The organism is Pseudarthrobacter sp. PvP004, from assembly GCF_017876035.1.
Taxonomy (GTDB): Bacteria; Actinomycetota; Actinomycetes; order Actinomycetales; family Micrococcaceae; genus Arthrobacter; species Arthrobacter aurescens_A.
Genome location: NZ_JAGINL010000001.1, coordinates 3,471,866 through 3,493,471 on the forward strand (window position 1 = coordinate 3,471,866; position 21,606 = coordinate 3,493,471).

The 21,606-nt window shown below is 62.4% G+C and carries 18 protein-coding genes; 10 read left to right on the forward strand and 8 right to left on the reverse strand.

What is annotated here, in order from left to right; all coding sequences use genetic code 11:
- Nucleotides 1-2: 2 nt before the first annotated feature.
- The 6 genes from J3A64_RS15610 to J3A64_RS15635 are packed head-to-tail and all read right to left on the reverse strand — an operon-like array spanning nucleotide 3 to nucleotide 6,319.
- Entirely contained in the window at nucleotides 3-923 is a 921-nt protein-coding gene (locus tag J3A64_RS15610; RefSeq protein ID WP_210064789.1) for a sugar phosphate isomerase/epimerase, read from the reverse strand.
- The gene (locus tag J3A64_RS15615) at nucleotides 920-2,116 is read right to left on the reverse strand and encodes a Gfo/Idh/MocA family protein (protein ID WP_011773281.1); all 1,197 of its coding nucleotides are present in this window, start codon (nucleotides 2,114-2,116) and stop codon (nucleotides 920-922) included. Before J3A64_RS15615 ends, J3A64_RS15610 begins: the two co-directional genes overlap by 4 nt.
- Nucleotides 2,113-2,961 carry a sugar phosphate isomerase/epimerase gene (locus J3A64_RS15620; protein WP_210064790.1) on the reverse strand — a complete coding sequence of 283 codons (849 nt, stop codon included), beginning with the start codon at nucleotides 2,959-2,961 and terminating at the stop codon, nucleotides 2,113-2,115. The genes J3A64_RS15615 and J3A64_RS15620 overlap by 4 nt, the downstream gene beginning before the upstream one ends.
- Before the next feature lie 2 nt (nucleotides 2,962-2,963).
- Nucleotides 2,964-3,899, reverse strand: a complete 936-nt coding sequence (locus tag J3A64_RS15625) for a carbohydrate ABC transporter permease (RefSeq protein ID WP_142936848.1) — start codon at nucleotides 3,897-3,899, stop codon at nucleotides 2,964-2,966.
- Nucleotides 3,896-4,948: a carbohydrate ABC transporter permease gene (locus J3A64_RS15630; protein ID WP_210064791.1), complete on the reverse strand. Its 1,053-nt coding sequence runs from the start codon at nucleotides 4,946-4,948 to the stop codon at nucleotides 3,896-3,898. Before J3A64_RS15630 ends, J3A64_RS15625 begins: the two co-directional genes overlap by 4 nt.
- A gap of 12 nt (nucleotides 4,949-4,960) precedes the next feature.
- Nucleotides 4,961-6,319, reverse strand: coding sequence for an ABC transporter substrate-binding protein (locus J3A64_RS15635; RefSeq protein WP_210064792.1), 1,359 nt, complete (start codon nucleotides 6,317-6,319; stop codon nucleotides 4,961-4,963).
- A gap of 134 nt (nucleotides 6,320-6,453) precedes the next feature.
- Between J3A64_RS15635 and J3A64_RS15640 the strand changes: the two genes are divergently transcribed.
- The 5 genes from J3A64_RS15640 (at nucleotide 6,454) to J3A64_RS15660 (ending at nucleotide 10,644) form a co-directional block, all read left to right on the forward strand.
- On the forward strand, nucleotides 6,454-7,470 hold the full coding sequence (locus tag J3A64_RS15640; RefSeq protein ID WP_011773276.1) for a LacI family DNA-binding transcriptional regulator: 1,017 nt from the start codon (nucleotides 6,454-6,456) through the stop codon (nucleotides 7,468-7,470).
- 67 nt (nucleotides 7,471-7,537) lie between these two features.
- Nucleotides 7,538-8,359 (forward strand): ammonia-dependent NAD(+) synthetase, encoded by an 822-nt coding sequence (nadE, locus tag J3A64_RS15645; protein WP_014920611.1) that lies wholly within the window; start codon nucleotides 7,538-7,540, stop codon nucleotides 8,357-8,359.
- Nucleotides 8,360-8,528: 169 nt separating this feature from the next.
- Entirely contained in the window at nucleotides 8,529-9,179 is a 651-nt protein-coding gene (locus J3A64_RS15650; RefSeq protein WP_011773274.1) for a PadR family transcriptional regulator, read from the forward strand.
- A gap of 77 nt (nucleotides 9,180-9,256) precedes the next feature.
- Nucleotides 9,257-10,015 carry a MerR family transcriptional regulator gene (locus J3A64_RS15655; protein ID WP_210064793.1) on the forward strand — a complete coding sequence of 253 codons (759 nt, stop codon included), beginning with the start codon at nucleotides 9,257-9,259 and terminating at the stop codon, nucleotides 10,013-10,015.
- A gap of 44 nt (nucleotides 10,016-10,059) precedes the next feature.
- Complete coding sequence (locus J3A64_RS15660; protein ID WP_014920609.1) at nucleotides 10,060-10,644, forward strand: TetR/AcrR family transcriptional regulator; 585 nt, start codon at nucleotides 10,060-10,062, stop codon at nucleotides 10,642-10,644.
- A 279-nt stretch (nucleotides 10,645-10,923) separates the two neighbouring features.
- On the opposite strand, the gene J3A64_RS15665 is transcribed toward J3A64_RS15660, so the two are convergent.
- Nucleotides 10,924-12,510 carry a molybdopterin-dependent oxidoreductase gene (locus J3A64_RS15665; RefSeq protein WP_374100552.1) on the reverse strand — a complete coding sequence of 529 codons (1,587 nt, stop codon included), beginning with the start codon at nucleotides 12,508-12,510 and terminating at the stop codon, nucleotides 10,924-10,926.
- Nucleotides 12,511-12,698: 188 nt separating this feature from the next.
- Here J3A64_RS15665 and J3A64_RS15670 point away from each other — a divergent pair, with 188 nt between their 5' ends.
- The 4 genes from J3A64_RS15670 (at nucleotide 12,699) to J3A64_RS15685 (ending at nucleotide 18,441) form a co-directional block, all read left to right on the forward strand.
- The gene (locus tag J3A64_RS15670; protein ID WP_286176359.1) at nucleotides 12,699-13,469 is read left to right on the forward strand and encodes a hypothetical protein; all 771 of its coding nucleotides are present in this window, start codon (nucleotides 12,699-12,701) and stop codon (nucleotides 13,467-13,469) included.
- Nucleotides 13,470-13,550: 81 nt separating this feature from the next.
- Nucleotides 13,551-15,062: an aldehyde dehydrogenase family protein gene (locus tag J3A64_RS15675; RefSeq protein WP_210064795.1), complete on the forward strand. Its 1,512-nt coding sequence runs from the start codon at nucleotides 13,551-13,553 to the stop codon at nucleotides 15,060-15,062.
- The gene (locus J3A64_RS15680; protein ID WP_210064796.1) at nucleotides 15,063-16,715 is read left to right on the forward strand and encodes a GMC family oxidoreductase; all 1,653 of its coding nucleotides are present in this window, start codon (nucleotides 15,063-15,065) and stop codon (nucleotides 16,713-16,715) included. It abuts the gene before it with no gap.
- Nucleotides 16,716-16,860: 145 nt separating this feature from the next.
- Nucleotides 16,861-18,441, forward strand: coding sequence for an APC family permease (locus tag J3A64_RS15685; protein WP_210064797.1), 1,581 nt, complete (start codon nucleotides 16,861-16,863; stop codon nucleotides 18,439-18,441).
- 60 nt (nucleotides 18,442-18,501) lie between these two features.
- Here the strand turns inward: J3A64_RS15685 and J3A64_RS15690 are convergent, their stop codons facing one another.
- Complete coding sequence (locus J3A64_RS15690; protein WP_210064798.1) at nucleotides 18,502-19,719, reverse strand: acyl-CoA dehydrogenase family protein; 1,218 nt, start codon at nucleotides 19,717-19,719, stop codon at nucleotides 18,502-18,504.
- Between the two features lie 133 nt (nucleotides 19,720-19,852).
- Between J3A64_RS15690 and J3A64_RS15695 the strand changes: the two genes are divergently transcribed.
- On the forward strand, nucleotides 19,853-21,571 hold the full coding sequence (locus tag J3A64_RS15695) for an AMP-binding protein (RefSeq protein ID WP_011773265.1): 1,719 nt from the start codon (nucleotides 19,853-19,855) through the stop codon (nucleotides 21,569-21,571).
- Nucleotides 21,572-21,606 lie beyond the last annotated feature (35 nt).

Genomic DNA, 21,606 nt, shown 5'->3' on the forward strand with positions numbered 1-21,606 from the left:
GCTCAGCCTTTCGAGACGGAGTCGGCGTTACCGGCAACGGCAAGTCCGGCGAGGGATGCGGCGCGGCGCAGGAAGTCCAGGTTTCCGGCCGTCCGCTCGGCGAGGGGAACCTCAGTGGAGAAGTCCTCCACGGTCACCCAATCGTCGTAGCCCGCGTCGGCGAGCGCCTTGAAGTAGGTCACTACGTTTCCAATTCCTGCTTCGAGGGGCGCCCATTCGCTGGCCCAGACGGCACCGCCGGCAGGATCGCGCTGGTCCGTGAGGACCCATCGTGCGTTCTTCACGTGGACGTGGGCAAGGTAGGGGCCCAGCAGTTGCAGCGCGGGCAGCGGCGACTCCCAGCCTTCGATCAGGAGGTTTCCGAGGTCGTGGATGACGCCGACGTGCTGCGGATCGAGGCCATCGAGGAGGCGCCTGGCGGACGACGCCGATGCGGTCACCGTTCCATGGTGCAGTTCCACCAGGGCTTTAACACCGTGGTGGGCCGCACGGCTGGACACCCACTCATAGTGCTCCCGCGTCGCGGCGAACAACTCCGGGTAGGACAGGCCCGTCGGTTCCTGGCCACCCATAGTGGAGTTGCCCAGCGGAAGGACATTGACGCGGACTTGCCTGGCACCCAACTCGGCGGTTGCCGCGAGGACGCGATCGACGTCGTCGTGGTTGTCGCATCGGGCGTAGCCGCCCAGGCCTGAGTACTCCAGGCCGGCGTCGGCGGTGATCCGTGCGATGTCCGGGAGTGATTCCTCAAGTCCGGTCAGGGGCCACGTGGCCTTGTTCCCTGCCCAGAAGCCCGGTTCCGGGGCGTCGGCCTGGTCCGTGACCCGCCATTCGATGCCGTGCCATCCTTGGGCTGACAGTTCCGTGACTGCTTCCTGGGGAGTCCATTCCGGCGTCGATGCCGTGAAAACAGAAAACTTCATGCCGTGACCTCCTCAAGCCGTCCATTGCCGGTCCGTACCTGGACATCGTTGTATTTGCCTGCAGTGACGTCGGCGATGAGGACCGGGTGGCCCAACGTGGCCGAGACATACAGCGCACGCACGGTGGCGAGTGCCGTGACTGCGTCCTTGATGGTGACGCCGGCGGGCCGCCCGGTCCGGATGGCCTCCACAACATCGCGGTACTGGCGAATGTGCCCGGCCGGGTAGAGGGTGGGATCCAGGTTGGTCCGGGTGGCCGGTTCAGCGAACCTGGCGAGTTCGGACTCGGCTTGGTTGCTTGCGCCCGGGAGGCCCATGGGTCCGCTTTGGGTCTCTTCGTCCGAGGCGGCTGCATGGAAGTACTCGAGGTGGTCGTTGTCGATCACGGCAGAGCCCTTGCTGCCCATGACCTGCAGCCGGACTGTGAGGCCCGGGTAGGCGGCGGTGGTTGCGTGCAGAACGGCAAGGGCACCGGATTCGAAGGTGACGGTGGCAACGGCGGTGTCTTCCACCTCAACATCCGTGTGCGCCAAAAGAGCGGTCTTGGCGCTGATTTCCAGCGGACGGCCAAGGAACCACAGCAACAGATCCACGGTGTGGACGCCCTGGTTCATCACAGCTCCCCCACCGTCCATTGCCCACGTTCCACGCCAAGCGCCGGAATCGTAGTAGCCCTGGCTGCGGTACCAGCTCACGGAGGCGATGGCGGACGTGAGGCGCCCAAAGCGCCCGGCACGGCGGGCCTCGTCCACCACGATGCTCGCGGGATCGAAACGGTGCTGGCTGATGACGCTCGCAACGAGTCCTTTGGCTTCCGCCGTTTTGGCAGCCGCGAGGATCTCAGCCGCGCGGTCCAGGTTCACGTCCAGTGGCTTTTCGATGACCACGTGTTTGCCGGCATCAAGCACCTCCAGGGCTTGCTGGATGTGCAGTCCGCTGGGGGTAGCGATGATGACGAGGTCGACGTCGGCGCCGGCGAACGCTTCAGCCAGGCTTCGGAAAGTGGCCGGGCGGGCGGCGCCGTTGTCCTCGATGTGCTGGGCCAGTCCCTCGGCGGCTTCGGCAATTTCATCTACCAGCGCGGTGACGCGAAGGTCGGCGATCTCCCCGACGGATGCCGCGTGGGTGCGTCCGATGGTTCCGCATCCGGTGATGGCAACGTTGAGGACAGCAGTGGGGGTTTGCTTGCTCACTTGGTTTCAACTCCTGCTTCGGTCACGACTTTGGCAAAGGCACGGGCTGCCATCCCGAATGCGGTTGGGCCTGAGAAGCCGCCCAGGCCGTGTGCGCCGGCCAAGTGGGGCTCCAGGCTCGCGAATCCTACGAAGCCATCGGCTTTCAACGCCTCCACCGTGCGAAGGAGATCGCCGTCGCCTTCACCGGCAGGGACGACGACGCCGTCCGCGAACCGTGCGTCCTTGACCTGCAGGTACTCGAGGTGGGGACGGAGCTTGGCGTAGCCTTCGTCGAACGGCTTGACACCCACCTGAACGAAGTTGGCCGGATCCCAGGCCACTTTCAGCGCCGGTGAAGCCACGGATTCGATAATGTCCAGCACGCGATCGGGGGTGTCTCCGAAGATGTCCTTTTCATTTTCGTGAAGGAGCACAACTCCGGTCTCTTCGGCCACTCCTGCCAAGGCACGCATCCGCTCAATGACGTCATCGCGGATGCTGTCCACCGCGATGCCCTCGCCGTAGTAGAAGGAGAAGATGCGGATGTAGCGGGCCCCCAGGACCTGGGCCGCGTTGGCGGCACGCCGAAGGCGCTCCACCTCGTGTTCCACGGGAAGTGTGACATCAACCTTGCCGATGGGCGACGCGATGGCAGAGACTCCCATGCCCGCCTTGTCCAGGAGATTCTTCAGCTCTGCCAATTGTTCCGGTGCGAGGTCCACGATGTTGGTTCCCCACGCGCTGCGGACCTCGATGTGGTTCGCGCCCAAGGCTTGGAGCACTGCGATCTGCAGTACCGGGTCGTCGTCGATTTCGTCTCCGAAGCCCGAGAGCGTCCACTCAACTGTTGCTGAACCGGTCATTGCTATTTGACTCCTCCGGCGGTGAGACCGCCCACTAGGTAACGTTGGAAAATCAGGTAGAGAATCACTACTGGTGCGGCGCAGACGAGCGACGCCGCCATCATCTGGCCGTACAGCGGGATGGCGCCGCCTTCCTGCGAAGCCCCGAAGATCTGCAGTGCCACAGCAGCCGTTTGGCTGTCCGGCCGGGTCATCACGGAGGCAAAGAGGACATCGTTCCAGCCGAGCAGGAACGCGAAGATTCCCGAGACCACGATTCCAGGCCAGCTAAGGGGCAGGATGATGCGGACCAGGACGCCGAGGTTGCTGGCGCCGTCGATCCTTGCAGCCTCTTCCAGTTCCCGGGGCAAGCCGCGCAGATAGGTGACCATCACCCATGTTGAGAACGGCATCGCGAACGTCAGGTAGGTGATGAAGAGGCCCCACTGGGTTCCGATGACCTGGACACCCAGGTAGCTCGCGGCTGATGAGAAGAGAACGAACACGGGCAGGACCATCAGCGTGCCAGGGACTGACTGCAACGCCAGGAGGCTCCGCAGAATGGTTAGCCGTCCGCGGAACTGGTACCTGACCAGGACATACGCGATGGAAACGGACATGGCCGCTGACACCACGGCGGTGGCTCCGGCCACGAGCACGCTGTTGGCCAAGCCCTTGGCCAAGCCAACGCTTGACCAGATCTTGGTGTAGTTCTCCAGCGAGAACGTGGATGGCCAGAATTCGCCGTTGGCTACGCCGATGTCAGAATTCACCGATGCCAGGAAAATGTAGGCGACCGGGATCAGCACAATGGCGCTCAGGACCGTCAGGATGATCGCCAGCATGGGGCCGGGCAGGAGGCGGGTCACTTCATGCTGCCGTTTGGAGCCGGGCCGGAACGTGGTCCCGGCCGAACCCCGGCGGGCGGTGCCGCGGACGGAGGTGGTTGATGCGCTCACTTCTTGCCTCCCGGCGTCTCGGCGTCGTCAAGTTTGACGGCGCGCAGGTAGATAAACAGCGGAATGGCGATCAGCACCAAGGACACAAAAGCCATGGCGGCGCTGAGGCCGAAGCGGAAGCTCTGGAAGCTGGTGACGTAGGTGAGGATCGGAAGCACTTCGACGTCGGCCGGGGCCGGCACGCCGAACAGCACGAACGGGAGCGTGAAGTTATTGATGTGATGCAGCATGCCGATCAGGAAAGCCAGCGCGAGCGGTCCCTTGAGATACGGGAAGATGACATACCGCAGCTTGTTCCACCACAGCGCACCGTCCAGGGCCGAGGCTTCGTGGACCTCATGGTCTACGGACTGCAGACCGGACAAAGCCAGCAGGTAGATGAACGGCCAGGAAGCCCAGATCTGGACCAGGATGAGCGTCCAATAGGTCTGCGGCCCGTTGAGCCACAGCCCGCCATCCATACCGAACACGCCCAGCGCCGAATCCACTACACCGTCCGGCTGGAACATGGTCCGCCACACAGTGGCCACCACGAAGGATGGAAGGACGTAGGGGATCAGGAAGATGGAGCGAACCAGCGCCCGGCCCTTGAAGGCGTTCTGCGTGGCCACGGCGGCAGCGATGCCCAACGGCAAAGTGATCACCATGGCGATCAGCGAATAGCTGACACTCAGCCACACCGAATGGAGCAGCGGCGAATCGGTCAGTGCCTCTACAAAGTTGTCGATTCCTATAAAGGGTGCGCTCACCCACTTGCGCAGGGTGTACTGGTCCAGGTTGAGGGCCGACATGTAGATGCCCAGGAACAGCGGAATCACAATGATGACGAACATCAGGAGTCCGCCGGGGATCAGCATCCACAGTGGACGGTTCCGCTCGCTCAATCCCTTGCGGCGGACGGGTTTCTTGCCGCGTCCGGCAGGCTGACTGGTTCCTGCGCCTGCCACCGGTGACGTACCGGCGTCGGACATTGTGCCGATCCGGCCCGGCTGCCCTTCGGCAGCCGGACCCGTTGCGGCCTTCATTTCCCTGAAGGAATCAGTGGACATGGGAGATCCTGCCTAGGACTTCGCGGCCCGGTCGAGGGAGGCTTGCCCCTTGGACTGTGCCTCCTTGAGCCGTGACTCCAGAGCCGAGTTATCCACGGAACCGTTGGCCAGGTCCGGGATGGACTGGACGGTGACGTTCAGGAGGCCGAGCTGGATGTCGCCCCAGGCACCGGTGAACGGTGTTGCCTTGGACTTGCCTGCGGCGTCGGCGATTGGCTGGAGTTTCGGGTCGGTCAGGGCGGCGAGTGCCTCCGCATTGGCAGGGAGTTCGCCGAAGATCTTCTGGTAGTTCAGCTGCTCGTCTTTGGATGTGATGAGCTCGATGTAAGCGAAGGCCAAGTCCTTTTGCTGCGAGTAGTCGGCAACCACAACGTTGTCACCGGAGAGGATGCTGGCAGCTTTGTCGCCGTCGCCCTTCGGAGCCGTTTCACCCGGCGCTGTAGTGGGCATGACGGAGTAGGCGTACTTGCCGGCTATAGCTGATTTGTCCAACGTGGGGACGGAGCTGGAGGTAGTCATCATCAAGTAGCCGGCTTTGCCCGAAGCGAACGCCGCTACGGCGTTGCTGTTGCTCCAACCGATGGCGGCGGGATCCACTACTTTGTCCTTGGTGAGCCAACCGAAGTAAGTCTCGTAAGCTTTCTTGACGGTGGGATCGTCCATCTTGAGCTTGTCTCCGTCCACCAGCGGGTTTCCGGCTTGAACGGACATGGCCCAAATGAACTTCCACGGGTCGAAGTTGTCCTTGTACCCGGTGGCGAGGCCATAAGTCCCGGCGCCGGCATTGGTCATCTTTTTGGCCTGTTCAGCGAGTTCGTCCCACGTTGTTGCCGGCTTCTCGATGCCCGCGGCGGCAAGGAGGTCCTTGTTGTACGCCATGACGAACGGGCGGCTGACGAACGGAATGCCGGCCATGTGATCGGCGTCCGGGCCGGAAATGCCTAAGGCGGCCTGGTTGAAGCGGTCCTTTCCTCCAACCTTTTTCCAGTCGTCTTCGGAGAGAGTCACGAATGCTTTTGTGGCGTAGGCCGTGGGGGTAAAGGTTGTGCCCAGGCTGTAAACGTCCGGGCCCTGGCCGGAAACCACTGACGTTTGAATTCGGGTTAGTTCGTCGTTGGCAGACGCGAAAGTTTCAAATTCAACGTCCGCGCCAGTCTTTGCCTTGAACTTGGCGGCAATGTCCTTGAACCATTCCTTCTGCTGCTCGGGGTATTGGTTGTTGACCCCGGTGAGGACGCTCAACTTCTTCCCGGCGCCGTCCACGGCACCTCCGGTGCTGTCCGAACTGCTGCCGCTTCCCCCGCAGGCGGTCAAAGCCAGGGCGGCCGTTGCCAAAACGGCGGCCAGCTTTGCTGATGGTGCAAACTTCATTGTTTCCTCCTTGATTACCAAGCCCGCAGGTGGTGGTGGCGTGCGTCACAGGGGCTTCGTTGTCGAGTCTAGGGAGTTGGCAATCCAAGCGGCAAGCGTTTGCCAAAAGTTGCCAAGAGTGTTGCAATCTTTCCATGGGAGAGACAAGCGCAAGGGCAACTGCCCCCACCATCCGTGACGTTGCAGAACGGGCCGGCGTGGCCACATCAACCGTCTCGCGGGCATTGTCCAACCCGGACCGGGTGAACCGCGTGACCCGCGAACGGATCGAAAAAGTGGCGGCGGAGCTCAACTACGTCCCCAGCTCACAGGCCCGCGGACTGAGTTCCGGACGCACCAATGCCATCGCACTCCTGGTCCCCGACGTCACCAACCCGTTCTACTTCGACATCATCCGGGGGACCCAAAACCAGCTCAAAGCGGCCGGATACACGCAGCTGCTCGTAGACACCGAGGAGTCGGCCGAAATGGAAGCAGACACCCTCCGAAAGATGCAACGGACTGCGGACGGATTCATCCTCGCCGCATCCCGCCTCACCGACGCACAAATACTCGAGGCAGCATCATCACAAGCGATCGTGACCATCAACCGGTCCTCTTCCAACGCGCCCGCAGTGGTGATCGATACCCCCGCCGCAGTTGTCCAAGCCCTGGAACACCTCACGTCCCTGGGTCACGGAAAGATTTGCTACGTCGGCGGGCCGGCGTCATCCTGGTCCAACGCCAAACGGTGGAAGACCTTTGAAGACGAAAGCCGCGAACGCGGAATCACCACGTCAAGAGTGGGACCCTTTACCCCCAAGACAACCTCCGGGGCGGCAGCAGCTGACGCGGCCGTGCGGACCGGAGCCACGGCCTGCATCGTCTTCAACGACCTCCTGGCCATCGGGATGCTGCAGCGACTCCGCGAGCGCGGCATCCGCGTTCCTGAAGACATGAGCATCGTGGGTTGCGATGACATCTTCGGAGCCGACTTTTGCAACCCGCCCCTGACCACCATGGCCTCGCCGATTGAGCAGGCCGGACGCGTGGCCGTGTCCATGCTGCTGGCACAACTGGATCCGCTGAACTCCGGATCCAGCAGACGCCTGGCCGTCATGCCCACCCACCTCACCGTGCGCGGCTCCACAGGTCCGGCGCCTTCCCACTAGCTGACACGTGGGCTGGAAGTAGGCAATATGGTTGAGCGTCCACAGCCATGCTGACTAGTGTTGGACCATGCGCGAACTCCAGGCCAAGATCATTGAAGAAATGGGCGTCCAGCCCCGGATCAACCCCGCAGAGGAGGTCCGCAAACGCGTCGGTTTCCTGAAGGATTACCTGAAGGCGACGCACACCAAGGGATTCGTCCTAGGTATCTCCGGCGGCATAGATTCCTCGCTGGCCGGCCGCCTCGCCCAGTTGGCCGTTGAGGAATTGGAAGCCGAGGGCGTGGACGCAAACTTTGTCGCTGTCCGCCTCCCCTACGGCATCCAGCATGATGAAGACGATGCCCAAGCAGCCCTCGACTTCATCAAGGCCAAGACCGAGTGGACCTACAACATCTCCCAAGCCGTGGACGGCTTCGAGGAGGAGTTCGAGAAGACCACCGGCGCCCCGATCTCCGATTTCCATAAGGGCAACACCAAAGCACGCGCACGCATGATCGCCCAGTACGCACTGGCCGGCGAACACAATTACCTGGTGATCGGAACGGACCACGGCGCCGAGTCCGTCACCGGCTTCTTCACGAAGTTCGGCGACGGCGGCGCGGACATCCTGCCGCTGTTCGGCCTGAACAAGCGCCAGAACCGCGCACTCCTGGCCGAGCTGGGCGCACCCTCACGGGTTTGGGAGAAGGTTCCCACCGCCGACCTCCTGGACAACAAGCCCGGCCGTACCGACGAAGACGAGCTCGGTATCACCTACGACACCATCGACGACTACCTTGAAGGCCGCGACGTTCCCGAGGACGCGGCAGAGCTGCTGGAACAGAAGTACCTGCGCACGCGTCACAAGCGCACCGTTCCGGTCACCATCTTCGATACCTGGTGGAAATAGCTACGTCGCGTTAGACCATTCACGACGGCGGGTGCCGGCTTCCCTACGGAAGCTGCCACCCGCCGTCGTGCTTTAAGAAACCTCTTGACGTCTCGATAGTTACCGATATATCGTTAACTATCGCCGATACTCCTTTGGCGAACCATTCAACCGAAAGGACGATGCTGTTATGAAAGGCATCAACGAACACGACAACACTTTTCCCGAGCATGGTCACGGACACCCCGAGCACGGGCACGGCCGAGGGCGCTTCAATCGAGGCAAGGGCCGGCGCGGACCGGGCGGCCATGGTGGAGGCGGATTTGGTCCAGGCTTCGGCCCGGGCGGTTTTGGTCCCGGCTTCGGCCCCGGATTTGGGCCCAGGGGCTTCGGTCCCGGCGGGTCACGCCGCGCCAATCGCGGCGATGTCCGCGCAGCGATTCTCTCGCTCTTGGCTGAGGCTCCGTCCAACGGCTACGGCCTGATCAAGACCATCGCCGAGAAGACGTCCGGCGCCTGGCGTCCCAGCCCCGGCTCGGTATACCCCACGCTGCAGCAACTGGTGGATGAGGAACTCATCGTGGCTGTTGGCGAGGGTCGCCGCACCGAGTTCACGCTCACGGACGACGGCAAGGCTTACGTCGCCGAGCATGAAGAGGAACTGGCCAACGCCTGGAACACCGAGGCTGATGGAACGGGCGCAGCGTTCCACCAAAGCGTAGGCAAGCTCATGGGTGTCATCCATCAGTTCCGTGCGGCTGCTACCGACGAACAGCGCCAGGCGGCCATCGAAAAGCTCGACGAAACGCGCCGGGCGCTCTACCTGATCCTGGCCGACTAAGTGCTTGCCACCATCCCCTTGACCTTGACGTAACGTCAACCTCTACTGTCGAAGAACAAGCACAGGACGGAGGACGTATGGACTGGTCAATTCAGGAGATCGCCAAGATTGCAGGGACAACCAGCCGCACGCTGCGTCACTACGACGACATCGGGCTGCTCAAGCCAAGCCGGACCGGCCATAACGGCTACCGCTACTATGACGGTCCGGCTCTGGTGCAGCTCCAGCGCATCCTGCTTCTACGGGAACTGGGGCTTGGCCTGCCGGCCATCGCCGAAGTTCTTGACCGCGAAACGGACACCGTCAAAGCGCTAAGCAGCCATCTGGAATGGCTCGCCCGGGAGCAGGACAGGCTGACCCGGCAGATCACCTCCGTTCGGCGGACCATCGACACAATGAAAGGGGATGGAAAGTACATGGCACAGGACATGTTTGACGGCTTCGACCACACTCAGTACAAGGACGAGGTGGAAGAGCGGTGGGGCAAGGATGCCTACGCCGCCAGTGATTCCTGGTGGCGCGGAATGAGCACAGATGAAAAGCAACAGTGGAAGGAACGCGCCCAAAAGTTGGGCGCGGACTGGATCTCTGCCGCGGAATCCGGGGTTTCGGCGGAAAGCACTGAGGCGCAGGACCTGGCGCGGCGTCACGTCGAGTGGCTCCGCGGCATTCCGGGAACCCCGACGGCGGCACCTGGCGGAGACGTCAAGGGTTACGTCACGGGACTCGGCGAAATGTACGTGGCTGATCCGCGGTTCGCGGCCAATTACGGCGGAGAATCAGGGGCAACGTTTGTTCGGGACGCGCTGCGGGTTTACGCGGAAACGAACCTCTAGGCGGCCAGGATGCGCTGATCCCGGTTAGGCAATAGTCTGGCCGAATGGGTACAAGCACCGTGAAGTCCGGGGAACAGGCTGACAGGCAGACACGCATTCTCGAAGCAGCTCTGGAGCTATTGTCCCGTCACGGCATTTCGGGTATCAACATGCGCGCTGTGGCGCGTGAAGCCGGCGTCGCGCTTGGGCTTGTGAACTACTACTACGAAGACAAATCGAGTCTGATCCGCGCGGTGCTCCGCCAGATTGAAGAGCACGACCTCCTGCTGGTGGAGCCGGTGCCCACTTCAACCCCGGACGAGCAACTCCGGGAGTCGCTTCGGCGCGTTGCCGACCCTGGGCTCCTGACCACACCATACCTGTCCCTCCGCCTCCACCTGTGGGCTCTCGCCCAAGCGGATGAGGACTTTGCGCGAATCAATGCCGCAGCCTTTGATAGGTATCTCCAAGGGCTTGCGGCCCTGATTGGGAATGCCGTTCCGGGGCTTTCCCCTGATGAATGCAGTGACCGGGCAGCCGACATCGTGGTGGTGCAGAACGGCATGTGGCTCACCACTCTTTTGGGCATAGACAAGGCAGCCATCGAGCGCGGTATTGCGCGCACAGAGCAGATCGCTTTCGCGTCTTAGCCTCACCATGACCGGCCGCTTTTAACTTCTGGTGAAAATTGGCGTCACGTTTTGGATGACCGCTGCACTTGAATGGTGTGAGGCTACCCCCTGCGTGCTGCTATCGGGTAGCCACGACCAGTCCGGCCAGGAGACGTGCCTGCCAGGATGGTCTTCACGGCGCACTGTTGACTGTCCCCCCATGACGCGTCAGCAGAGCGTGATGTCTACTACACCAAGTAGATAGTGTGGCCGGCCCAAACCCCCCGGGCCGGCCACACCCTTCACACTTATTTTCGGTTACTCCACGGTGACCATCACCGACGGCCAGCCCGAGGCTCCGTCAGGTACGGGGTCGGCGCGCTTGTCGGTTTGGACTTCGCCGGTGCCATCGGTGGCGCGGGCCTTGACGTAGTGAATGCCGGGTGTGGCGTCCCATTCGTAAGACCACTGGCGCCAGGTGATGGTGGAAGCTTCGGTCGAAAGGGTTGCCTCCACCCACTCGCCGTCGTCAATCTGTACTTCCACCTTGGTGATTCCCCGCGTCTGGGCCCATGCTGTGCCGCCCACTGCGACCTTGCCTGGCGGGAACTTCGCGAAGGACTTGGGTACGTCCACACGTGCCATGGTCTTGATGGGGCCACGTTCTGACCATCCACGCTGTGTCCAGTAAGCCTTGCTGTCCGCGAAGCGGGTCACCTCCAGGTCCACCACCCACTTGGTGGCGGAGACGAATCCGTACAGTCCCGGAACCACCATCCGAACGGGGTATCCGTGCTCCACCGGGAGTGGCTCACCGTTCATGCCAATGGCCAGCATGGCATCGCGGTCATCCTGGAGGACCTCCAACGGAGTAGATGCGCTGAAGCCGTCGATGGATGTGGAGAGCACCATGTCCGCGCCTTCCTTCGGTTTGGCTCTGGCCAGGACTTCGCGGATGGGCAGGCCCAGCCACTTGGCGTTTCCGGCCAGCTTTCCACCCACCGGGTTTGACACGCAGGTGAGGGTGACGTGCGATTCGATCAGATCAGCGTCGAGAAGGTCCTGGAAGGTGAGGGTGACTTCCTCCTCCACCATTCCGTGCACTCGCAGTTCCCAATCATTGATGTTGATTTCCGGGACGCTCAGGGCCGTATCAATGCGGTAGAACTCACTGTTCGGTGTCAGCCAGGGCAAGACTCCGGGGACCGGGGACTGGACTCCCGCCGGCACGGGGGGCGCAGCCCTGACAGGTGTGGGCAACCGGAGGGCATCCCGCGCCTGGGCTATGTTGTTGCGGGCAGCACCCAACAGCCGCCCACCGGTCGCCGCGATCCCCGCCACCACCGCAGTGATCCCGGCGGTAGCAAAGAAGCGACGGCGGCTGGTGCCGGCTCCCCCGGCCTGGTTGTCGGCGTCAGCCGCTATGTCAGCGGGGGCTTCCGGCCACGCTTTCGCCCCCCACAACGGCACCATGAGGCGGCGCAGGACGAAGAGGCCGGAGACGGTTCCCACAACGGAGGGGATGGCGTCGGCGGGTCCCACGCCGGCGCGGGTCAGGACGCAGGCCACGATCACTGCGCCCATGAACAGCACGCCGAGGACACCCAAGGCCCACTTCCGATAAGCCACTATTCCCAGCACGCAGGCCAGCACGGCGATCGTCAGGCCCATGCCTACGAACAGCGCAGCCTTGTCATTGGTGCCGAACGTGGCGATCGCAAAGTCCTTCAACCACGATGGCGTGAAGTCGATGAAGGTGGATCCCAAGGCAAACACCGGGGTTGCCCTGGCAGTAAAGAATGCACCGATCAGCTCGGCAATAGCCAGCACGACGGCGGCCGAGACCACGCCTGCCAGCGCCGCCATGGTTTCAGTGCCTTTGGTCCGGAGTCCGAGCTTTTTCATGAGAGTAGTTCGTAGCAGCCGCGGGCAGGGATGGGTGCAAGCATTCTCGGAAATCAAAGTTGAGGAGCCGGAAGGTCCTCGCTTCTGTGATGTCACGGTGTGCCGACTGGTAAATTAATCCAGTCGATAGATATACGCCGAGGCTGGCTTCCACCTCGGCCCAGAACAAACATCCTAGGATCCTGATGATGACCCCAAGCCCATACCGCACACCGTTCTTTGCACTGCTCTCGTCCGCATTTGTCCTTGCCGCGCTGGGAGGCTGCAGCATCGGCGCACCGGCCACCACCGAGGCTTCCTCCACTGCCCCGACTAGCTCCACCACCTCGCAGAGCGCCGCCCAAGGCGCAGCCTCACCCACGGAAGCAGCCTCACCCAAGGAAGCAGCCTCATCCAAGGAAGCAGCGGGGGCTGGCGGCGACAGCCCTGGCGGAAGGCTCGATGCAGCCACCGAAGATCTCACCTGGGCCAACGGCAACAGGATTCTTGGGGATGAAAACGGCGGGCACACCCCGGACATCGCCAGCTCCCTGACGGACCCGACCGCCGGTTGGGTAGGCGACTACAGTCGCATGGCGGCAGACGGCATGATGACCTTCAGCTCCGAGAACACGCGCTGCAAGGTACGGACGGTTCAGGTGCGAAACCAGCCCTCCGAACTCGCACCTGGCGACGACAGGGCATCAACCTTGAAGGTCCTCACCATCCTCTTCCCCAACAAGACTGAACTCATCGCTTCCGCCAAGGACGCAACACTGGGTTACAGTGCAGCCGGTAACCGTGATGTTGACATGCTGGCGGTGTCATATACATCAGGTGATGCCTTTGGCTACACCGTGGTTCGGACCTTCAATAAGCCGGCGGTCACCCTCAAGGTGGAAGCACTTTGCCCCACTCTCGAGACTCTCAAAGCCACGCTTCCTGAGATGCGCAAAAACATCACCATCAACGCGCTTTGATGCTCGCACCCCGTCGGTAACTTGAACATCTGTTCATAATTTTCCTTGAACAGATGTTCAAGATGCACTAACCTCCATCGTATGACCCAAGCCACATTTTCCGATTCCCCCTCCACTCTTTTCATCAACGGCCGGTGGGAGCCGGCTGCATCCGGTGCGGTAAGCCGCATCCACAACCCGGCCGACGGCGAACTGGTCGCCACGGTGTCCGAAGCCGGCCGCGAAGACACCGAGCGCGCCATTGCTGCTGCTCGCGCGGCCTTCGGCTCCGGCGTTTGGTCCTCAGTCCCCGCCCCTGAGAGGGGCGCCTTCCTGCTCAAAGTCGCAGCAGAGTTGCGCGAACGCCGGGAGAAGTTCGCCCGTGCCGAATCGCTGGACACCGGCAAGCGAATTATCGAAAGTCGCATCGACATCGACGACATCGCCGCCTGCTTCGAATATTTCGGAAGGCTCGCCGGGCAGTCGGCGGGCCGGGTAGTCGACGCCGGGGACCCCGCCGTCGTCAGCAAGATCGTCTACGAACCGGTGGGCGTCTGCGGCTTGATCACGCCGTGGAACTACCCGCTGTTGCAGGCCGCATGGAAGATCGCACCCGCTCTGGCGGCCGGCTGCACCTTTGTCCTCAAGCCGTCCGAGCTGACCCCGTCCACAGCCATCCTGACCATGCAGTTGCTACAGGATCTTGGCTTGCCGGACGGCGTCGCCAATCTGGTGACCGGCCCGGGCGCACAAGCGGGCGCACCGCTTTCGGAGCACCCGGACGTGGACCTGGTCTCCTTCACCGGTGGGCTGGAAACCGGCAAGCGCATTGCCGCAGCCGCATCCGGCACCGTGAAGAAGGTGGCGCTGGAGCTCGGCGGCAAGAACCCCAACGTGGTGTTCGCTGACGCTGACTTCGACGCCGCCGTCGACAATGCCCTGAACGGCGCCTTTGTGCACTCTGGACAGGTCTGCTCCGCCGGGGCGCGGCTGGTAGTGGAGGAATCCATCGCCGAGCGCTTCGTCGATGAGTTGGTCCGCAGGGCGCAGGACATCCGCCTCGGTGGCCCGTTCGACGAGTCTGCTGAAAGCGGACCACTGATTTCCGCGGCACACCGGGAGAAGGTGGATGCCTACGTGCAGCGTGGTGTGGCAGAAGGCGCTCGGCTGCGGTGCGGCGGCGCGGCACCCGAAGGTGAGAAGTTCGACGCCGGCTTCTACTACCAGCCCACCGTCCTGGACCGCGTTCAAAGGGGAATGTCGGTAGTGGTTGACGAAGCTTTCGGCCCGGTAGTCACAGTGGAAACCTTCCGCACTGAGGACGAAGCCGTAGCCACCGCCAACGACACCATCTACGGGCTGGCCGGTGCCGTGTGGACCCAGGATGCCGGCAAGGCCCAGCGGGTAGCGGGCCGTTTGCGGCACGGCACGGTCTGGATCAACGACTACCACCCCTACCTTCCCCAGGCCGAGTGGGGCGGCTTCGGCCAGTCAGGCGTCGGCCGCGAGCTCGGCCCCACCGGGCTGGGTGAGTATCAGGAAGCCAAGCACATCTACCAGAACACCAGCCCTCAGGTGACCGGCTGGTTCGCAGACCACGGCAAGGAGAAATAGATGCACACTGACAACATTGAAGACCTCAGTGAGCGCGGGTTCGACTACGTCATCATCGGCGGAGGATCTGCAGGAGCTGCCGTCGCCGCCCGGCTGAGCGAAGACCCTGCCGTCACCGTGGCCTTGGTGGAAGCCGGACCTGATGACCGTAATCTGCCGGAGATCCTACAGCTGGACCGCTGGATGGAGCTGCTGGAATCCGGCTACGACTGGGACTACCCGGTGGAACCGCAGGAGAACGGCAACTCCTTCATGCGCCACGCCCGCGCAAAGGTGATGGGTGGCTGTTCCAGCCACAACTCCTGCATCGCCTTCTGGGCTCCCCGCGAAGACCTGGACGAGTGGGAGTCAAAGTACGGTGCCACCGGCTGGAACGCTGATGCCGCGTGGCCGTTGTACCAGCGTTTGGAATCCAATGAGGACGCCGGCCCGGATGCTCCCCACCATGGCGATTCCGGTCCTGTGCATTTGATGAACGTTCCGCCAAACGATCCCGCCGGCGTCGCGCTCCTTGATGCCTGCGAGCAGGTTGGCATCCCCCGCACAAAGTTCAATGACGGCACCACCGTGATCAACGGCGCCAATTTCTTCCAGATCAATCGCCGTTCGGATGGGACGCGTTCCTCCAGCTCGGTCTCCTATATTCACCCCATCGTCGATCGCGAAAACTTCACACTGCTGACGGGCCTGCGGGCACGCCAACTGGTGTTTGACGCAGAGAAGCGCTGCACCGGCGTCGACGTCGTTGATTCAGCGTTTGGCCGGACGCACCGGCTCTCAGCGCATCGCGAGGTCATCCTGTCCACCGGCGCGATCGACTCCCCCAAGCTCCTCATGCTCTCCGGCATAGGCCCGGCGGCGCACCTCGAACAGCACGGCATCGAGGTCCTGGTGGATTCCCCGGGCGTCGGCGAGCACTTGCAAGACCACCCGGAAGGCGTTGTGCAGTTCGAGGCCATGCAGCCCATGGTGCAAGCCTCCACCCAGTGGTGGGAGATCGGTATCTTTACTCCCACCGAGGAGGGCTTGGACCGCCCGGACCTGATGATGCACTACGGCTCCGTGCCCTTCGACATGAACACCTTGCGCTACGGCTACCCCACCACGGAGAACGGCTTCAGTCTCACTCCGAACGTCACCCACGCGCGTTCACGCGGGACCGTTCGTCTGCGGAGCAGGGACTTCCGCGACAAGCCCATGGTGGACCCCCGGTATTTCACCGATCCAGAGGGCCACGATATGCGCGTCATGGTGGCCGGTATCCGCAAGGCCCGGGAAATCGCTGGGCAGCCGGCCATGGCCGAATGGACCGGCCGCGAACTTTCTCCCGGCATCGAGGCACAGACCGACGAGGAACTGCAGGACTACATCCGCAAAACCCACAACACCGTCTACCACCCGGTTGGCACAGTCCGGATGGGGCCTGTGGACGATGACATGTCACCCCTGGATCCCGAACTGCGGGTCAAGGGCGTCACCGGGCTGCGCGTGGCCGACGCCTCCGTCATGCCGGAACACGTCACCGTGAACCCCAACATCACCGTCATGATGATTGGCGAACGTTGCGCCGACCTTATCAAGGCCGACCTCAGTGCCAGCCGGACGGAGGAAACCACGACGGCGGAAGCCGACTTCAGCTTGTCCCTCGCCTGATCAGGCGCCCTGCTTTTAGACCCACGCTACAAACAATGGGGGAAACAGCCCGAGGCACACCGTGGTGCCCGGACTTTGATATCCACTGCGTCCAATGGCGGCCGCAGGTTATCACCATTCGTGCATGTCTGAGTTAGGAGTTCGAATGTCAGAACCCAGCAAAATAGGACCCTGCAAGAGCGATGCAAGCGGTATGGACGAGTTTGGCTACGCCCAAACCCTTGACCGCAGCATCGGTAAGTTTGCCAGCTTCGCCGCTGGCGTCAGTTACATCTCCATCCTCACCGGCGTTTTTCAATTGTTTTACTTCGGATTTTCGACGGCGGGACCCGCCTATGCCTGGTCGTGGCCTATCGTCTTCGTCGGCCAACTCATGGTTGCCCTGTGCTTTGCCGAACTGGCGGGGCGTTATCCGGTGGCCGGGTCGGTCTACAACTGGGCAAAGAGGCTTTCAACCGGAACGTGGGCCTGGCTGGCGGGCTGGTTGCTGCTGCTCTCCTCCATCATGGCCTTGGGGTCCGTTGCCCTGGCCCTCCAAATCACGTTGCCGCAGATCTGGAGTGGCTTCCAGTTGGTGGGCGACGGAACGGGTCCCTACGACTTCGCCGTCAATGGGGTCATCCTGGCCACCATCATGATCGGCATTTCCACGCTCATCAACGCGTTCGGCGTGAAGCTCATGACCATGATCAACAGTGTGGGCGTGTTCGTGGAGCTGGTTGCTGCCGTCCTGCTCATTGCGGCGCTCATCTGGCACTCCGTGCGAGGACCCGAAGTCCTGCTCGATACTGCCGGGTTCGGCGAAGAACACCCCTTGGGTTTCTTTGGCGTGTTCCTCATTGCTGCCATGGCATCCGGCTATGTCATGTACGGGTTCGACACCGCCAGTTCCCTGGGTGAAGAAACCAAGGACCCCAAGCGCACGGCTCCCAGGGCTATCCTCCGTGCCGTTACGGCATCCTTCCTTTTGGGAGGGCTGCTCCTTCTGGGCGGAATCCTGGCGGCCCCCGATCTTTCCGATCCCAAGCTCGGGGCGGCCGATGGCGGACTGCAGTACATCGTACTTTCAGTGCTGGGTGGTCCGTTCGGCAAGGCGTTCCTGGCATGCATCGCAGTAGCTGTAGTTGTGTGTACGCTGGCTGTCCATGCAGCAGCTATCCGGATGATGTTTGCCATGGCCAGGGACAACAACCTTCCCTTTAGCCGTCAGCTCAGCAAAGTGCACCCCACCCGGAAAACACCCACGGTTGCGGCAATCGTTATCGGTGTAGTGGCGGTGATTCCCCTGATCGTCAACATCTCCCAGCCAGCCATCTTCACCATTTTGTCCAGCATCAGCATCGTGCTGATCTACCTGTCCTACCTGCTGGTCACTGTGCCCATGCTGCGGCGGCGGTTCCTCAAGAAGTGGCCCCTCAAGGACGACGGATCAGAACCGGGATTCAGCCTGGGCAAGTGGGGACTTCCCGTGAACATCCTGGCGGTGCTTTGGGGCGGAGCCATGACGCTGAACCTTGTGTGGCCGCGACCGGAAATCTACAACTCGGTGCCGCCGTTCGAGTGGTACCTGCAATGGGGCGGCGTCATGTTCGTTGCCGCGGTCATCATCGGCGGAACGCTGCTCTACCGTCTTCGCATCAGGCATCGGACGGGGGTCCTGGCCGAACACGCGGCGGCCGTCACCACACCTCCTGACCCGGCCTTGGTGGCAGCCCCAAACTCTTAGCTCGCACGCAAAAGCATTCCTTCGCCAGCGTCACGCCGGCGAAGGAGTGCTTTTGCGTGATCACACAAACGCCGACTTCCCCGTGACCGCGCGGGCCACGATCATCGAGTTGATCTCGTAGCTGCCCTCGTACGTGTACAGGATCTCAGCGTCGCCAAAGAGCTTGGCCATCTCGTAATCCGTGGTGATCCCGTTCCCTCCCAAGAGGGATCTGCCCATCGACACGGATGATCGGGCAAGCCGGGTGGTGGTGGCCTTGCACATTGCCGCCTGCACCATTTCGAGTTTCCCGGCCTGCTGGATCCGGGCGAGCTCAACCATCATGGACAGGGAGGCGTTGGCATTGCCCAGAATGTCCGCGAGCTGCTGTTGCACCAGCTGAAAACGCGCCAGTTCCTTGCCGAACTGCTTGCGCTCCAACGCGTAAGAACGGGCGATATCAAACGCTGCCAACTGGATGCCCGCGGCCTGCCAGCCAACCCATGCCCGGGAATCTCGCAAAAGATCATTTGCACGGGAAAATTCCGTGGCTCCGGGCAGCAGGTTCTCCAAAGGAACTCGGACCTCGTCCAACACGATGTCCGCGTTCTGCATGATGCGCAGGCCGATCTTGTTGGAGATCTTGGTAGCCGAGTAGCCTGGGCGGTCCGTCTCCACGATGAAGCCCTTGATGTGCCCGTCGGCAAGATCGCGGGCCCAAACCAACGCGAAGTCCGCGATGGTCCCCGCCCCGATCCAGCGCTTGGCACCGTTGATGACCCATTCGCCGCCGTCGCGTCGCGCCGTCGTCGAGAGTCCTCCGGCGATGTCGGAACCGTGGTCCGGTTCAGTAAGTGCGAAGGCGCCGAGCTGGGTGAAAGCTTCCAGCCCGGGCAACCACTTGCGCTTTTGTTCGTCAGAGCCGAGCTCGTGGATCATGCCCACAATGAGTTCGTTATGGATGCCCACCAGCGCCGAAAGTGACACGTCGGCGCGGGCGATTTCCGTGTACATGAGGCCTTTGAACAGCTTGGAGGAGCCGTCCGTCTGCAGTCCGCCGAGTCCGAACTTGGCCATGTCCGCCAGCAGCCCGAACGGGAATTCCTCCCGGTTCCAGTAGTCAATGCTGGCGGCCCGTATCCGCGTTTGCAGGAACTCCCTGATCTCGAGGTACCGCGCACGCTCTTCCGTTGGGAGCAGGTCGATGACGTGCATCAAGTCCGCCTCCGGATAAGGAGGCAGGACGCGTTCTGACGCCGCACCGCTGGTAACGGTGCCGGCAGCTTTTTCGTCGAGCATTAGACCCCTTCGTCATGTCCCGCATGGGCTCTTCCAAACCCTTGGATGTCCTAGTATATTGCAAGGTGATGTGGATCACTAGGCGGGATGCTGCGGCAAAGATGCCAACGCAAACCGAGGCGAAAGGCGGACTATGACAGTCACAGAAGACTTCCGTGCGGCCCGCGACCGGCTGCTGGAACTGCGCGAGGACTACAAACAGGCCCACTCCGAATTCCAGTGGCCACGCTTCGAGGAGTTCAATTTCGCCCTCGATTGGTTCGACCAGATCGCCGCAGACGAGACCAGAGGCAGCAAGCCCGCGCTGGTCATCGTGGAACAGGACGGCAGTTCCACCCGCCGCACGTTCAAAGACCTTTCCCAGCGGTCCTCCCAGCTCGCCAACTGGCTGCGGGACCAAGGCGTCAAGCGTGGCGACCATATGATCATCATGCTCGGCAACCAGGTTGAGCTGTGGGAACTCATGCTGGCCGGCATCAAACTGGGCATTGTCATGATCCCCACCACCACCCTCATGGGGGCCCGCGACCTTCAAGACCGGGTGGAACGCGGCGGGGCCACTTGGGTGGCGGTCGGAAGTGCCAACATCGGCAAGTTTGCCGACGTCGAGGGCGACTACACGCTGGTTGAGATCGGTGCGCAACGCACCAACGCGGACGCCAAACAGTACGCAGACTCGTACGACGCCGGCACGGACTTCACGCCCGACGCGCCCACTCGCGCTGACGAGACCTTGCTGCTGTACTTCACCTCCGGCACCACGTCCAGGGCCAAACTCGTAGAGCACACCCACACGTCGTATCCCGTGGGCCACCTGTCCACGATGTATTGGATCGGCCTGGAACCTGGCGACGTCCACCTCAACGTTGCCTCCCCCGGCTGGGCCAAGCATGCGTGGTCCAACGTCTTCACGCCGTGGATCGCGGAGGCCACGGTCTTCATCTACAACTACCAGCGCTTCGACGCCGCCGCCCTGATGGACCAAATGGGCCGCGAAGGCGTCACGAGTTTCTGTGCTCCGCCGACGGTATGGCGCATGCTCATTCAGGCCGACCTCACCCAACTCACATCCCCGCCCCGCAAGGTGGTCTCGGCGGGTGAACCGCTCAACGCCGAGGTGATCGGCCAAGTGGAGGAAGCCTGGGGAGTCACCATCCGCGACGGCTTCGGCCAGACCGAATCCACAGTCCAGATTGCCAACACACCCGCGCAGTCGGTGAAGATCGGCTCGATGGGACGGCCGCTTCCCGGGTACGACGTTGTCCTGGTGGATCCGCTCACCGGGCAGGAGTCCGACGACGGCGAGCTCTGCTTGCGTCTGGATCCCCGGCCCGTGGGGCTCATGAAGAGCTATTTCGGCGACGAAGCCAAGACCGCCGAAGCCTTCCGCGATGGCTACTATCACACGGGCGACATGGCAAGCCGGGACTCCGACGGCGTCATCACGTACGTCGGCCGGGATGACGACGTCTTCAAGTCCTCCGACTACCGCCTGTCGCCTTTCGAACTTGAAAGCGTCCTGATCGAACACCCCGCAGTGGCGGAGGCCGCCGTCGTTCCTTCGCCTGATGCGGTGAAGCTCTCGGTGCCCAAGGCGTTCGTTGTGTTGGCTGCGGGCTACGAACCCGGCCCCGCGGTGGCTGAGGACATTCTTAAGTATTGCCGCGAGCATCTGGCGCCGTTCAAGCGCATCCGGCGACTCGAATTCGGCGAACTGCCAAAGACGATTTCGGGCAAGATCCGGCGCGTAGAACTTCGCGGGTCGGAAGTCGCCCGGCACGGTGACGGTCCGTTGCCGGCAGGTTTGGGAGTCGAATACACCGAGGAAGAGTTCCCGAATCTGAAAGACTAGCCACCCGGAACACTAGGCCAACCGAGCAACAGAAG